The organism is Psychroflexus curvus, assembly GCF_020164585.1.
In the GTDB taxonomy this organism is placed as follows: domain Bacteria; phylum Bacteroidota; class Bacteroidia; order Flavobacteriales; family Flavobacteriaceae; genus Psychroflexus; species Psychroflexus curvus.
In genome coordinates, this window is record NZ_JAIQZF010000001.1 from 378,702 (window position 1) to 392,612 (window position 13,911).

Here is a 13,911-nt window from a genome sequence, read left to right on the forward strand (position 1 = left end):
ATGACAAGTCAACTTTTGCTCTTGCTTTTACTAAATTTTGCATGTGCATTGGGTTTGACATTGATTTTATATCGAACTATACTTAAAGACAAAACCCAAAGAGTCCTCGCACTTTTTAGAGTTTTGTCTTTTTTTTTGCTGGGAATTTTGCTCATCAATCCTAAAATTGATGCAACCAGCTACAGTCTTAAAAAACCAAAACTAGTGCTGGCTATTGATAATTCTGAATCTATAGGAAAACTATCCAAGTCTTCGAAATTGAATCAATTTGTGAATCAGCTTCGGGATGATGACGAACTAAACGAGAGTTACGATGTGGACTACATAAGTTTTGGTTCCCGCTTAACTACACTTGCAGACAGCCTAACTTTTTCTGAAACTTCCACCGATATCTCTAAAGCTATTGATTATGCCAATACATTCGGTGATTCCAAAACTTCTTTTGTGTTGATGACGGATGGCAATCAAACTTTGGGTGAGGATTATAATTTCAAGTCTTTTAATTCTAATCTTTCGGCAAAGGTTTTGATCTTAGGTGACACAACAAGCTTTCAGGACACAAAAATTGACTTAATCAACGTCAATAACTATTCTTACTTTAAAAACAAATTCCCTGTTGAAGTTTTCGTAAGTCAAAATACATCTGCATCGACATCACAAAGGTTGAAAATTAGTCAGGATGATAAGGTTTTAGCTTCTAAAACTATCGAAATTCCCTCTAAAGGTACAGTGAGAACTGAATTTCTTCTTATTGCTGAACCTGTTGGGATGAAGGTTTTTAAAGTGGAATTAGAACCACTTTCAGAGGAAAAAAACAGAATCAATAATCAGAAAACAGTTTCAGTTGATGTTATAGATTCAAGATCTAAAATACTTTTGATTTCAGATCTGATCCATCCGGATATCGGTTTTTTCAATAGAGTACTAGAGTCCAATAAAGACCTGGAATTTGACTATAAGTCTACAGATGACATTAGTAAGCTTTCAGAATATGATTTGCTTATTTTCTATCAGCCTCAGGCCTCATTTCAGGATTTAATTAAACAAGCTAAGGATAAATCAATAAATTATTTTATAATCGGGGGCTCACACACTAACTATGGTTTATTGAACAACTTGAATCTTGGGTTTCAAAAAGAGTTGATTTCGGCAACCGAGGAGTACACAACAGCATTGAATCCAGATTTTAGTTTATTTCTGGTTTCTGCTTTAAGCTTTAATAACTATCCACCAATTAAAGATAAATTCGGTGATGTGGAGTTGAATAAAAACTATTCAATTTTATTGAGGAAAGAATTGAATGGGGTTGATGTGGGATCTCCGTTATGGATGTTTAGAACAGAAAACAACGTCAAACAATCTGTATTGTTTGGAGAGAATTTTTGGAGGTGGAGAGCAAAGCATTTTGTGGATAAGTCTTCGTTTATCAAATTTGATCAGAATTTTCAGAAAATCATTCAGTTTTTATCTCAGTCAAAATCAAAAAACACCCTCATAGTTGAAGTTGAACCTGTTATAAATTCAGGAGATAATCAATTTTTGAATGTGAGGTATTACAATGTTAATTTTGAAAGTGATACGCGTTTTGATTTTGATATAAAACTGGAAAATATCATTTCAGGCGATGTTAAAACGTTTAGAATATTAAAAGGAGAGGAGGAATATACTTTTGACTTGTCTAAGCTAGAATCAGGAGAATATGCCTACAAAATCAAAAGTTCAGAAGTCGACCTGACAAAAGAAGGCCGGTTTCAGATTTTAGACCATTCAGGTGAGCTGCAGTTTGAAAATGCTGACAACAAAAGTCTTCAGAAACTTGTATCTAAGGAAAACATATACATCTTTTCTAATCGAACTGAATTAATTTCAAAACTAAAGGCAGATAAGCCTAAAGCAATTCAAAAATCTATCAAAAAATCACAGAGTTTAATCGATTTTGAATGGCTTATTCTTTTATTAGCCTTAACTTTGAGTTCAGAATGGCTTTTTAGAAAATATAAAGGCCTAATTTAAATTTTATTATTATGGAAAGATTACCTAAAGCGATAGTACCCATTATAATTGTTGTTGTTATTGCTATTATTTTTATTGCCAACTCTACTGTAAACATCAATTCTGGTGAGGCTGGTGTTTTGTTTAAGCGATTTGGTGGAGGTGTTGTTACCGATGAAGCACCTATGGAAGAAGGTTTTCATATTGTAGCCCCTTGGAATACAGTGTTTATTTACGAAGTAAGACAACAAACAATTGATGAATCTATGCAGGTTCTGTCTTCAAACGGATTGGACATTAAACTGGATGCAACAATTTGGTTTGAACCAACTTATGATCAGTTAGGACTATTGCACAAAGAAAGGGGAGATAAGTATATTTCGCGTTTAATTCAACCAGCGGTAAGATCTGCAACAAGAACAGTTGTAGGGCGTTACAAACCAGAAGAATTATACGCACAAAAAAGAGAGTCTATTCAGAATGAAATGTATGATGAAACTCAGCAATTGTTGAAAAATCAGTACGTCCAGGTGAATAGAATTCTAGTAAGAGATGTATCTCTTCCTCCCACGATTAAACAAGCTATTGAACGAAAATTGAAGCAAGAGCAGGAATCTTTGGAGTATGAATTTCGTTTAGAAAAAGCTACCAAAGAGAAGCGTCGTGTAGAGATTGAGGCTGAAGGTAAAGCAAGAGCAAACGAAATTCTGAATTCATCCTTAACTGACAAAGTTTTGAGAGAAAAAGGAATCCAAGCTACTATCGAGTTGTCAAAATCTGATAATTCAAAAGTAATTGTTATCGGTTCTGGGAAAGATGGAATGCCTATCATATTAGGTAATAACTAATTTTTTCTTAAAAACTTAAAAGCATTTTAAAAATAAAGTTTTTAGTTTAAATTTGCATTGTAATGAAAAATTATAATCTACATCATCACTTACCTAGCTCGCTCAACGCGGTTGGAATGTAATATGTAGAGTTGAGAACATATACAAAACCCGTTTGAGCATAAAGCTTTAACGGGTTTTTTAATTTCAAAATTTGAAGAATAAAACATGGAAAAATTAAAAATAGCTATTCAGAAATCGGGAAGACTTCACGATGAATCTTTGAAAATTTTAAAGGATTGCGGAATTTCGATTAATAACGGCAGGGATCAATTGAAAGTAGATGCTTCCAATTTTCCTCTCGAAATTTTTTATCTGAGAAATGGAGATATCCCTCAGTATTTAAGAGATGGTATAGCTGATCTAGCAATTGTGGGCGAAAATCTGCTTCACGAAAAAGGGGAAGATTTATTAATCCAAAAGCGATTGGGCTTTTCAAAATGTAAAGTTTCACTTGCAGTTCCTAAGCAATCTGATTTTAAAAGCGTAAAAGATCTTGAAGGCAAGCAAATCGCTACTTCCTATCCAAAAACGCTTCAGAAATTTTTAGATAAGCATGAGGTTAAGGCTAACATTCATATCATCAACGGATCTGTAGAAATAGCACCTAATATCGGTCTGGCCGATGCTATATGTGATATTGTTTCCAGCGGAAGTACGCTTTTCAAAAATAACCTGAAAGAGTCTGACGTTATTTTGAAAAGTGAAGCCGTTTTAACTAGTTCACCAAGTTTAAATGCTGAAAAGCAAATCCTTCTCGATAAACTTTTATTTAGAATTGATTCCGTTTTAAGAGCCGAAAATACAAAATATGTGCTTTTGAATGTACCTAACGATAAGCTTGATGATATCATCAAAATTTTACCAGGCATGAAAAGTCCAACGGTAATGCCTTTGGCTGAAACCAATTGGAGTTCTGTGCATACGGTCATTCAACAAGAGAAGTTTTGGGATATAATAGATGAGTTAAAATCAGCTGGAGCTGAAAGTATTCTCGTAAGTCCAATTGAAAAAATGATATTATAATGAAAACGATTCAATTTCCGAAGAAAGAAGACTGGGCTGAGTTATTAAAAAGGCCTACCCGCACGTTTAAAGACATCGAAACTACAGTAGACGATATCTTTAAAAACATTCAGCAAAGTGGAGATGAAGCTGTGCTGAAGTATACTAGTATGTTTGATGGTGTGGATTTAAAAAGTTTTGAAGTAAGTGAAGCCGACATTGAAAATGCGCAAGACCAAGTTTCAGAAGACTTAAAATCTGCAATTCAACTTGCTAAATCAAATATTCACAAATTCCACAATGCTCAGAAAACTGAGCCTGTGAAAGTGGAAACGCAGCCAGGTGTGACTTGCTGGCAAGCCAAAAAACCAATTCAAAAAGTAGGTTTATACATTCCTGGTGGTACCGCTCCATTGTTTTCAACAATTTTGATGTTGGCCGTCCCTGCAAAAATTGCGGGTTGCAGTGAAATTGTATTATGCACGCCACCAGATAAACAAGGAAATATCAACCCTGTGACTTTGTATACAGCACAGCTTTGTGGAATTGACAAAGTTTTTAAAGTCGGTGGTATACAGGCGATAGGCGCAATGACTTTTGGAACAGAGACTATCCCCAAGGTTTATAAAATATTTGGGCCAGGAAATCAGTATGTAACAGTAGCTAAACAAGTGGCGACTACTTTTGATGTGGCAATAGATATGCCAGCTGGACCTTCTGAGCTTTTGGTCGTGGCAGATGAAACGGCTAATCCAGAATTTGTAGCTTCTGATTTGTTAAGTCAGGCAGAACATGGTTTCGACTCTCAGGTGGTTTTGGTTTCTACTGATGAAGCTACGATTGAGAAAGTGAAAACGGCAATCGATAATCAATTGAAGGATCTTCCAAGAAAAGAGATGGCAGCTAAAGCTATAGAAAATTCAAAATTCGTCTTGGTCAAAGACCAGGCTTCAGCTTTGGAGCTGATTGATTTTTATGGTCCTGAACACTTTATCATTTCTACTAAGAATGATGATTATTTTGTTGAAAACATCAACAATGCAGGTTCTGTATTTATAGGAAAATACACCCCTGAAAGTGCCGGAGATTATGCATCTGGAACCAATCATACGTTGCCTACCAATGGTTATGCCAAGCAGTATAGTGGAGTTAACCTGGATAGTTTTAACAAAGCGATTACCTACCAAAAAATAACCGAGGAAGGCATCAAACATATTGGTGAAGCCGTGGAATTGATGGCTGAAGCCGAAGGCTTACAGGCTCATAAAAATGCGATGACTTTGAGAAGAAATGAGGTTGAAAATAAATAATATTAGAAAATGATTTTAAATAACCTGATAAGAAAAAATGTGAAGAATATGTCTGCTTATTCTTCTGCTCGGGATGAATTCAATGCAGATGCTGAAGATTATCTGTTTTTGGATGCCAATGAAAACCCGTTTAACACGGATTATAACCGCTATCCCGATCCTTATCAACATGAGCTAAAGGCTGCAATTTCTGACATAAAACAAATTCCAAAGGAAAATATTTTACTAGGAAATGGAAGCGATGAAGTTCTAGATTTAATTTTTAGAGCCTTTTGTGAGCCTAAAGAAGATGAAATTATTACCATGCCGCCAACTTACGGGATGTACGAGGTTTTGGCAAATTTAAACGATATTAAAACGGTTATAGTTCCTTTAAAAAGGGGCTTCCAGATTGATGTCAACTCGGTGCTTTCATCAATCACTGAAAACACTAAATTAATTTTTATTTGTTCTCCAAATAACCCTTCAGGTAATCTATTGCAGATCAATGATATCAAGACAATTCTGGATGATTTTGACGGATTGGTGGTGATTGACGAAGCTTATATCGATTTCGCTTCCAATAGTTCTTTTATTTCAGAATTGAATGATTATCCCAATTTAATCATTACTCAGACCTTTTCTAAAGCACTTGCCCACGCGGGAATACGCGTAGGAATGTGTTTTGCCAGTGAGCGGATTATTTCAGTGCTTAATAAAATTAAGCCACCTTATAACATCAATCAATTGAGTCAAAAAAAGGCTTTGGAAGTCGTTCAAAACTTTGAAAATTATTTATTTCAAGTTGAGATTATAAAATCTGAACGCGAACTACTTTCAGAAGCATTTAAAACGATAAGCTGGATTGAGCATATCTATCCTTCAGAATCCAACTTCTTACTTTGTAAGGTCGATAATGCTAATTATAGATACAATCAACTTTTAGATCAAAAAATTGTCGTTAGAAATCGAACAAATCAGCATCTTTGCGAAAATTCTTTGAGATTTACGGTTGGAACTCCAGAGCAAAATCAAAGTTTACTCAAGGTTCTAAAACAACTTAACACATGAAAAAAGTTTTATTTATAGATCGAGACGGAACGCTTATCAAGGAACCTGCCGATGAGCAAATCGATAGTTTTGAAAAGTTAGAGTTTTACCCGGAGGTATTTACCTACATGAGTAAAATCGCTGCTGAACTGGATTACGAACTGGTTATGATTACCAATCAAGATGGTCTGGGGACAGAAGTTTATCCTGAACACACCTTCTGGCCGGTTCAAAATTTCATCGCTCATACCTTTCAAAATGAAGGTGTTTATTTTGAAGATACATACATAGATAAAACCTTTCCAGAAGACAATGCACCTACACGAAAGCCTAAAACAGGCTTGCTGACCAAGTATTTTGAATCTGACTATGATCTTGAAAATTCATTTGTCATCGGTGACCGAATGACCGATGTAGAGCTGGCTAAAAACCTTGGAGCTAAAGGTATTTTTATAGATAATAAAACCAATTTAGGCGAAGGAGAAACGGAGAATTCTGATTCTGAATTAGAATCTTTTGTTGCTTTGAGGACCAATTCCTGGAAAGAGATTTACAGCTTTTTGAAGTTAGAGACCAGAACCGCAAGTTTAAAACGAACCACCAAAGAAACCGACATAGAAGTCAGCATTAATCTGGATGGTACCGGGGAAAGTAATATCTCTACTGGAATTCATTTTTTTGATCACATGATAGATCAAATAGCACGACATGGTCATATAGACATAAACTTACTCGCCAAAGGCGATCTTCAGGTTGATGAACACCATACGATAGAAGATGTGGCTATTGTTCTGGGCGAAGTTTTTGCCAAAGCCTTAGGCAACAAACTCGGTATTGAACGCTATGGATTTTGTTTACCGATGGACGATAGCTTAGCTCAGGTTGCCATTGACTTTGGAGGAAGAAACTGGCTGGTTTGGGATACTGAATTCAAGAGAGAGAAAATCGGTGAAATGCCTACTGAGATGTTTATACACTTTTTCAAATCCTTTACTGATGGCGCGAAGTGTAATTTAAACATAAAAGCTGAAGGCGATAACGAACATCACAAAATTGAAGCTATCTTCAAAGCCTTCGCTAAATCCATAAAAATGGCAGTAAAGCGCGATGCTGAAAAAATGATTTTACCAAGTACAAAAGGACAACTTTAGATGAAAATAGCCATAATAGATTACGGTGCTGGAAATGTAAAAAGTATAGAGTTTGCACTGCAGCGTTTAGGTTACGAGTCAGAATTAACCAGTGATGCAGAAACGATTAAAACAGCAGATCGGGTCATTTTTCCAGGGGTAGGAGAAGCCAGTAGTGCCATGAACATGCTTAAAAGCACTGGTCTGGACACTGTAATCCCTAATTTGAAACAACCCGTTCTAGGCATTTGCCTTGGTATGCAACTGATGTGTAACCACTGCGAAGAAGGTGATACCAAAGGCTTAGATATATTTGATGTCGATGTGGTTAAGTTCAAAACAGATTTGAAAGTCCCTCAGGTAGGCTGGAATATTATATTTGACTTGAAATCAGAATTATTTACTAACATCGCGGAAAACTCCTATATGTACTTGGTACACAGTTATTACGTCCCAACTCACAAAAACAGTATAGCCACATCAGATTATGGTTTAAACTATAGCGTTGCCCTTCATAAAGACAACTTTTATGGCGTTCAATTTCATCCGGAAAAGTCTGGAAAACTAGGGGAAGAGATTTTGAAGAATTTTATAAACTTGAATATTAGAAGTACGAAGTAAAATGTACAAAGTAAACAAAATACAAAGTACAATATTAGAAGTACGAAGTAAAAAGCAATTGAAATACAAAGAAAAATATTAGAGGTACGAAGTGCTATATTAGAAGTTCGAAGTACAAATTAAAAAGTAATTCTATGAAAGATGTCAAAAAAAATGTTTGCTTTTCCTTCGACTATTGTACGTTTAATATTTAATACCCTTTGAAAATTGAAGACTGAATTACTAAATAGAACTAAAAGATTTGCAATGGATTGCTGGCATTTTTGTTTGAAAATTCCAAAATCAAGAGAATATAATGCCTTTGTAAATCAATTGATTAGGAGTAGTAGTTCTGTGGGAGCAAATTATAGGGCATCACAACGTGCAAAATCAACTGCAGATTTTATTAACAAGCTAAAAATCGTAGAAGAGGAAGTTGATGAAAGTGTATATTGGTTAGAGATTTTCGGTGAAATTTTACCTGAATACTCTAAAGAAGTTGAGATTTTGAAGAATGAAGGAAAAGAACTTTTAGCAATTACTGTTGCTTCGATTAACACAGCCAGAAGAAACATAAAAAATGAAGATAGAAGGAAGACTTAAAGTAAAGATTATACTTTTTATACTTCTACCTTTGTACTTCTAACTTTTAATTTTGATTCATGAGAATAATACCAGCTATAGACATCATTGAAGGCCAATGTGTAAGACTTTCTAAAGGTGATTACGACACCAAGAAGGTGTATAATGAAAACCCACTGGAAGTCGCCAAGGCTTTTGAGGACAGCGGTATTGAATATTTACATCTTGTGGATCTGGACGGTGCTAAGTCAAAACACATCGTGAATCACAAGATTCTTGAAAGCATTGCAACGCATACCCGTTTGAAAATTGATTTTGGGGGCGGACTAAAATCTGATAAAGATCTTCAAATTGCATTTGAAAGTGGTGCTCAGCAAATCACTGGAGGAAGTATAGCAGTATCCGATAAAGCTTTATTTTTGGATTGGGTTGCTAAATTTGGTTCACAAAAGATTATTCTTGGAGCCGACGCTAAAGATGGTAAGATTGCCACTGGTGGGTGGAAAGAATCTTCAGACCTTCAAATTGAAAAGTTTATCAGGGATTTTGTAAAGGAAGGTATTGAATATGTGATTTCAACAGATATTTCTAAAGACGGTATGTTAGAAGGACCTTCGGTTGATTTGTATACCTCTATCCTTAAAAAAAATCCTGAGCTCAAACTCATCGCTTCCGGCGGTATTTCAAATCTTCGGGATTTAGAAGATGTATTCGAAATTGGCTGTGAAGGCGTCATTATTGGGAAAGCGATTTATGAGAACAGAATCAGCTTAAAAGAATTAGAAAAATTTATTTTAGAACACTAAATAGAAGACTTTGCTTACAAAAAGAATAATACCCTGTTTGGATATCAAAAACGGCCGTACCGTCAAGGGCGTGAATTTTGTTGAACTACGAGATGCAGGTGATCCAGTAGAATTAGCCAAAATTTATGCTGATAACTATGCAGATGAATTGGTTTTTTTGGACATTTCAGCTACAGAAGAACGAAGAAAAACTTTAGCCAAATTAGTCGAAGATATTGCTAAGCATATCAATATTCCCTTCACCGTTGGTGGCGGAATATCTTCCGTTGAAGATGTGGCTTTGCTTTTGAAATCAGGTGCAGATAAGGTGTCAATCAATTCTGCGGCTGTAAAAAATCCTCAGTTAATTTCAGAAGTGGCCAAGCGTTTTGGGTCTCAATGTGTAGTAGTAGCTATTGATGCTAAGCAAATCGACGGCAACTGGAAAGTACATTTGGTAGGAGGGAAGCAACCTACAGATATCGATTTATTAGAATGGGCAAAAGAAGTTCAGGAATTAGGTGCCGGAGAAATTCTATTCACTTCTATGAATCACGACGGCACCAAAGCTGGTTTTGCTAATGAAGCTTTGGCAAAATTGTCGGAAGAACTTCACATTCCTATCATTGCTTCAGGTGGTGCTGGAAATGTAAAGCACTTTGAAGATACCTTCAAACTGGGTAAAGCAGATGCAGCATTGGCAGCGAGTGTGTTTCACTTTAAGGAAATAGACATCTCTGACCTAAAAAAAGAACTTAAAACCAACGGAATTTCTATTAGAATATAACATTGAAAATAATGAATCTGTGGGTAATTTTATCTTAAACGCAGTCAGATGTTACTTCGAGTACATTCGAATGTCATTTCGATTCGGGAAGATAAAAAATAAACAGGTTTGAATAAAAAAAATACTTATGACGATTGATTTTAATAAAAATAATGATGGCTTAGTTCCGGCTATTATTCAAGATGCAGTGACCAAAAATGTTTTAATGCTAGGTTACATGAATGAAGAAGCCTACAAAAAAACAATGGATACAAAATTGGTTACTTTTTACAGCCGCAGCAAAGATAGATTATGGACTAAAGGAGAAGAAAGCGGTAACACTTTGGATCTTGTTGATATCCAAGTGGATTGTGATAATGACACCTTGCTCGTCAGCGTTCACCCCAACGGACCGACTTGTCATACAGGAACAGATACCTGCTGGAAAGAAGATAATGAAACCACCTTTGGATTTTTAACTCACTTGGAAAATACAATCAAACAGCGTAAAGAGGAAGGGAAACCAGATGAAAGTTATGTAGCCAGTCTCTTTGAAAAGGGCGTTAACAAAATTGCTCAGAAAGTAGGAGAGGAGGCCGTTGAAGTGGTCATCGAAGCAAAAGACGATAATGATGATCTGTTTTTGAATGAGAGTGCAGATTTACTTTTTCATTACCTCATACTGCTTCAGCAGAAAGGTTTTAAACTAAAAGATGTGGAAGACATTCTAAAGTTTAGAATTAAAAAATAGTAAGTCACCTGCCATTTTATGCAGTATAAACGATTTTATTATCTCATTCAACTTCAATATTTAGGGTTTCGATACCATGGCTGGCAAAAACAACCAGACGTATTGACCATTGAGCACATGCTTAATAAAACGCTAAATTATGTTTTAGAGGGCAAGCGCTTCAAAGTGATTGCTGCCGGCAGAACCGATGCGATGGTATCTGTTAACCAAACTTACGCCGAGCTATTCATCTATGAAGATGAATTAAACTTAGATACATTTCTTGAGGTCTTTAATAAAAATCTACCTCAGGATATAAAATGTCTTTCTATAGAAGAAACCACAGCTGATTTTAATATCATTCAGCATCCTAAAGTCAAAGAATACCTCTACTTCTTTTGTATAAAAGAGAAAATGCACCCTTTTTGTGCACCTTTCATGGTCAATCTGCAGGAAGACCTAGACATTGCACTCATGAAAAAAGGGGCGAAGTTATTTGAGGGTGAACATGACTTTTATTCTTTCGCATTTCGACCTAATCCTGAAACTCAAACTGAGGGGAAAATCGATGTCTGTGAACTCACAGAGAATTCAATTTACACCGCTAATTTTTTCCCTGAGCTTAGCTATGTGCTGAAGGTAGTTGGAGAAGGCTTCAAACGCCAGCAAATTCGCTTGATGATGGGAGCATTGATAGACCTAGGACGGCACAAAATAAGTCTTGAGGATCTCAAAAAAATAATTGACGGTAAAAACAAAATGAAACTTGAACATATTGCTCAAGCTTCAGGTTTAATTTTGAATAGGGTTTCTTTAAAGCCTTAAAACCAATTCTTTCTCTTGAAAAAATAAATAAGAGCCATAACCATTAGAAACATAATTCCTAAAACAATAAAGTAGGCTGGTTTATAACTGAGTTCAGGCATATATTCAAAATTCATCCCATAAACACCTGCGATAAAGGTGAGGGGAATAAAGATCGAAGACATGATGGTGAGAACCTTCATAACTTTGTTCATCTTGTTACTCAAACTACTCATATACATATCCATCAATCCCCATACGATCTCCCGATAAATATCAACGTTTTCTGTGACTTGCAAAATGTGGTCATATAAATCGGCTATATAGGCTTTTGTTGACTGATCATAAAGCTCATGTTTTGAAACCTGAAGCTTTCTAATGAGTTCTTTCGCAGGAAAAATGGCTTTACGAACACTTAAAATTTCTCGTTTTAACAATTGAATCTCTGTTGTAGACGCATTATGCGCATCTTTCAAAATTCTGTCTTCAAGGTTTTCAGTTTTTTCTTCTATGGTTTCAGTAACATTATAATAATTGTCAACCACAGCGTCAACAAGGGCATAAAAAAGATAATCTGTTCCTCTCATGCGAATCCTTCCTACTTTATTTTGAATGCGCTCGCGTATAGAGTTAAAAATAGTATCCTGAGATTGCTGAAAAGAGATAATATAAGACTGGTTAAAGACAATTCCGAAGTGATTCTTAATCAATAAACCAGCATCGTTGTGAAAAATCATTTTAAGAGCAAAGAATACATAATCATCGAACTCATCCAATTTGGGTCTTTGCTTAGTATTGGCAATATCCTCTAATATCAATGGGTGAATTTTGAGCAATGAACCCAGATGACCAAGTTTTTCAACATTATGAACACCTATAAAATTGATCCAGTGTTTGAATTCTGTTTCGTGTGTGACTAAATCAAGTACTTTTTCTACAGGACAATTGTTATGGTAAATGACTTTTTCTTCATTAAAACTGATGACATTAATCACCGTCTTTTCAGAAGTTTCTTCACCCACATAGGTTATCTTTCCTGGTATTTGATTCTGTATAGGTTTACGTTTCAGCTTTAAGGCTTTTGGATAATGTAAATGTCTTAAGGTATTATGCACTTTGTTTTTCAAAATAGTGAAGTTGAGTTTGTAAACGTTCTTTGGTCAAATTAATAATTCTTTTATTGACTTCTGAAGAATTTTTGTGGTAAAACTCATATTCATCAACAGTAAAATGTCCCATAAAGACTCCTCTTATTAGGTTTTTAAATTTAGAATCTTTCTTTACCGTATTCTCGATATAGTTAAGTTTTTCTTCAGTTCCTAACTTATAAAACACATTTTTATATCGTTTGATATAATTCTCAAAAATGGAAAGAATCAATTCATTTTGAAATTTAGCAATGGGTCTTAAGGTTGAATTTTGAAACGATTCTAAACCGAGGGTAGATTGATCAACTTTAGCATTTGGAATTTCTAATCTTATAGATAAAACCAATTCATCTCTTGAGGTCATAACTTATATTTTTACTAATGTAAGAAAATCTTTTTTAGCTTTAAATTTCAGAAATCTTTTAAGATGATCAGATTTTTTTAAATAAAAAGGGTAAGACTTTTTATAAAGTCTTACCCTCCGATTTTTTACCTATCAGCTCAGCATTATTGAATTTTCATCCTAAGATTGAGTATTTAATCTTTTTTGTGGATTAATTATTCAACTGTGACATTAAACGTGACTTGAATATCTGTTTCCCCACCTACTGAATCGGACAAGATTCCTTCACTAGCACCTTCAGCAGATTTATCCCCTTCGTGAATTAGAAAAATGGTCATGTTTCCAGAGCTTGAAGCATTTGTTTCCAAACTAAAGTCTACACCAATAGGATTTCCATTAGCATCCAGGTCCTGGTATTGTGTTGTGACATTTAATGCACTTGACGGCACATAAAAAACCTGATGTTCTTCAGCTTCTTCTCTAACTTCTTCTGTGATATCTTCTGCCGGAGATTCCAGTTCGTTCAAAAATTCAACTCTTCCAGAGTAAATCGTATTAGCACTTAAAGTTGATGTTTTGATTTCAGGATTAACTCCATCCCCGTCAAGGTCCCGGTATGAAAAAGCAAGTTCTTCAGTTCCTCCACTAGTAGTTAAGTAAACGTTTAAGGTTGTGATGACTTCCTCTTCATTGATGAGTTGTGGTGTTTCGTCATCATCTGAACATGCACTAAATGTCACTAAGGCAATTAAGCTTAGGCTTAATAATTTGATTGTTTTCATAGGTTTAATTTTTAAAAT

The 13,911-nt window shown here is 35.2% G+C and carries 15 protein-coding genes; 12 read left to right on the forward strand and 3 right to left on the reverse strand.

Annotated features, from left to right (window positions below):
* From LB450_RS01600 to LB450_RS01655, 12 genes are all read left to right on the forward strand, one after another.
* Complete coding sequence (locus tag LB450_RS01600) at nucleotides 1-2,013, forward strand: vWA domain-containing protein (RefSeq protein ID WP_224486097.1); 2,013 nt, start codon at nucleotides 1-3, stop codon at nucleotides 2,011-2,013.
* An 11-nt stretch (nucleotides 2,014-2,024) separates the two neighbouring features.
* Nucleotides 2,025-2,840: a prohibitin family protein gene (locus LB450_RS01605; protein ID WP_224486098.1), complete on the forward strand. Its 816-nt coding sequence runs from the start codon at nucleotides 2,025-2,027 to the stop codon at nucleotides 2,838-2,840.
* 207 nt (nucleotides 2,841-3,047) lie between these two features.
* On the forward strand, nucleotides 3,048-3,905 hold the full coding sequence (gene hisG / locus LB450_RS01610) for an ATP phosphoribosyltransferase (protein WP_224486099.1): 858 nt from the start codon (nucleotides 3,048-3,050) through the stop codon (nucleotides 3,903-3,905).
* Nucleotides 3,905-5,194 (forward strand): histidinol dehydrogenase, encoded by a 1,290-nt coding sequence (hisD, locus tag LB450_RS01615; protein ID WP_224486100.1) that lies wholly within the window; start codon nucleotides 3,905-3,907, stop codon nucleotides 5,192-5,194. Before hisG ends, hisD begins: the two co-directional genes overlap by 1 nt.
* A 9-nt stretch (nucleotides 5,195-5,203) precedes the next feature.
* Nucleotides 5,204-6,244, forward strand: coding sequence for a histidinol-phosphate transaminase (gene hisC, locus LB450_RS01620; RefSeq protein WP_224486101.1), 1,041 nt, complete (start codon nucleotides 5,204-5,206; stop codon nucleotides 6,242-6,244).
* Entirely contained in the window at nucleotides 6,241-7,374 is a 1,134-nt protein-coding gene (hisB, locus tag LB450_RS01625; protein WP_224486102.1) for a bifunctional histidinol-phosphatase/imidazoleglycerol-phosphate dehydratase HisB, read from the forward strand. The genes hisC and hisB overlap by 4 nt, the downstream gene beginning before the upstream one ends.
* Nucleotides 7,375-7,974 (forward strand): imidazole glycerol phosphate synthase subunit HisH, encoded by a 600-nt coding sequence (hisH, locus tag LB450_RS01630; RefSeq protein WP_224486103.1) that lies wholly within the window; start codon nucleotides 7,375-7,377, stop codon nucleotides 7,972-7,974.
* A gap of 207 nt (nucleotides 7,975-8,181) precedes the next feature.
* Nucleotides 8,182-8,556, forward strand: a complete 375-nt coding sequence (locus LB450_RS01635; RefSeq protein WP_224486104.1) for a four helix bundle protein — start codon at nucleotides 8,182-8,184, stop codon at nucleotides 8,554-8,556.
* Nucleotides 8,557-8,615: 59 nt separating this feature from the next.
* Entirely contained in the window at nucleotides 8,616-9,341 is a 726-nt protein-coding gene (gene hisA / locus LB450_RS01640) for a 1-(5-phosphoribosyl)-5-[(5-phosphoribosylamino)methylideneamino]imidazole-4-carboxamide isomerase (RefSeq protein WP_224486105.1), read from the forward strand.
* Nucleotides 9,342-9,351: 10 nt separating this feature from the next.
* Nucleotides 9,352-10,107: an imidazole glycerol phosphate synthase subunit HisF gene (gene hisF / locus LB450_RS01645; RefSeq protein WP_224486106.1), complete on the forward strand. Its 756-nt coding sequence runs from the start codon at nucleotides 9,352-9,354 to the stop codon at nucleotides 10,105-10,107.
* A gap of 127 nt (nucleotides 10,108-10,234) precedes the next feature.
* Nucleotides 10,235-10,837, forward strand: a complete 603-nt coding sequence (hisIE, locus tag LB450_RS01650; RefSeq protein ID WP_224486107.1) for a bifunctional phosphoribosyl-AMP cyclohydrolase/phosphoribosyl-ATP diphosphatase HisIE — start codon at nucleotides 10,235-10,237, stop codon at nucleotides 10,835-10,837.
* An 18-nt stretch (nucleotides 10,838-10,855) separates the two neighbouring features.
* Nucleotides 10,856-11,641, forward strand: coding sequence for a tRNA pseudouridine synthase A (locus LB450_RS01655; RefSeq protein WP_224486108.1), 786 nt, complete (start codon nucleotides 10,856-10,858; stop codon nucleotides 11,639-11,641).
* Here the strand turns inward: LB450_RS01655 and corA are convergent.
* The 3 genes from corA to LB450_RS01670 form a co-directional block, all read right to left on the reverse strand.
* Entirely contained in the window at nucleotides 11,638-12,747 is a 1,110-nt protein-coding gene (gene corA / locus LB450_RS01660; RefSeq protein WP_224486109.1) for a magnesium/cobalt transporter CorA, read from the reverse strand. The genes LB450_RS01655 and corA overlap by 4 nt on opposite strands.
* Nucleotides 12,728-13,132, reverse strand: a complete 405-nt coding sequence (locus LB450_RS01665) for a glyoxalase (RefSeq protein ID WP_224486110.1) — start codon at nucleotides 13,130-13,132, stop codon at nucleotides 12,728-12,730. The genes corA and LB450_RS01665 overlap by 20 nt, the downstream gene beginning before the upstream one ends.
* A 194-nt stretch (nucleotides 13,133-13,326) precedes the next feature.
* Nucleotides 13,327-13,893 (reverse strand): type 1 periplasmic binding fold superfamily protein, encoded by a 567-nt coding sequence (locus tag LB450_RS01670; protein ID WP_224486111.1) that lies wholly within the window; start codon nucleotides 13,891-13,893, stop codon nucleotides 13,327-13,329.
* Nucleotides 13,894-13,911: the final 18 nt, after the last annotated feature.

What these genes read in the sequence shown, in the direction of transcription:
- LB450_RS01670 (WP_224486111.1), bottom strand. Translation starts at nt 13,893, where the DNA reads ATGAAAACAATCAAATTATTAAGCCTAAGCTTAATTGCCTTAGTGACA.
- LB450_RS01665 (WP_224486110.1), bottom strand. Translation starts at nt 13,132, where the DNA reads ATGACCTCAAGAGATGAATTGGTTTTATCTATAAGATTAGAAATTCCA.
- LB450_RS01655 (WP_224486108.1), top strand. Translation starts at nt 10,856, where the DNA reads ATGCAGTATAAACGATTTTATTATCTCATTCAACTTCAATATTTAGGG.
- LB450_RS01605 (WP_224486098.1), top strand. Translation starts at nt 2,025, where the DNA reads ATGGAAAGATTACCTAAAGCGATAGTACCCATTATAATTGTTGTTGTT.
- hisA (WP_224486105.1), top strand. Translation starts at nt 8,616, where the DNA reads ATGAGAATAATACCAGCTATAGACATCATTGAAGGCCAATGTGTAAGA.
- hisD (WP_224486100.1), top strand. Translation starts at nt 3,905, where the DNA reads ATGAAAACGATTCAATTTCCGAAGAAAGAAGACTGGGCTGAGTTATTA.
- hisIE (WP_224486107.1), top strand. Translation starts at nt 10,235, where the DNA reads ATGACGATTGATTTTAATAAAAATAATGATGGCTTAGTTCCGGCTATT.
- hisB (WP_224486102.1), top strand. Translation starts at nt 6,241, where the DNA reads ATGAAAAAAGTTTTATTTATAGATCGAGACGGAACGCTTATCAAGGAA.
- hisH (WP_224486103.1), top strand. Translation starts at nt 7,375, where the DNA reads ATGAAAATAGCCATAATAGATTACGGTGCTGGAAATGTAAAAAGTATA.
- hisC (WP_224486101.1), top strand. Translation starts at nt 5,204, where the DNA reads ATGATTTTAAATAACCTGATAAGAAAAAATGTGAAGAATATGTCTGCT.
- hisG (WP_224486099.1), top strand. Translation starts at nt 3,048, where the DNA reads ATGGAAAAATTAAAAATAGCTATTCAGAAATCGGGAAGACTTCACGAT.
- LB450_RS01600 (WP_224486097.1), top strand. Translation starts at nt 1, where the DNA reads ATGACAAGTCAACTTTTGCTCTTGCTTTTACTAAATTTTGCATGTGCA.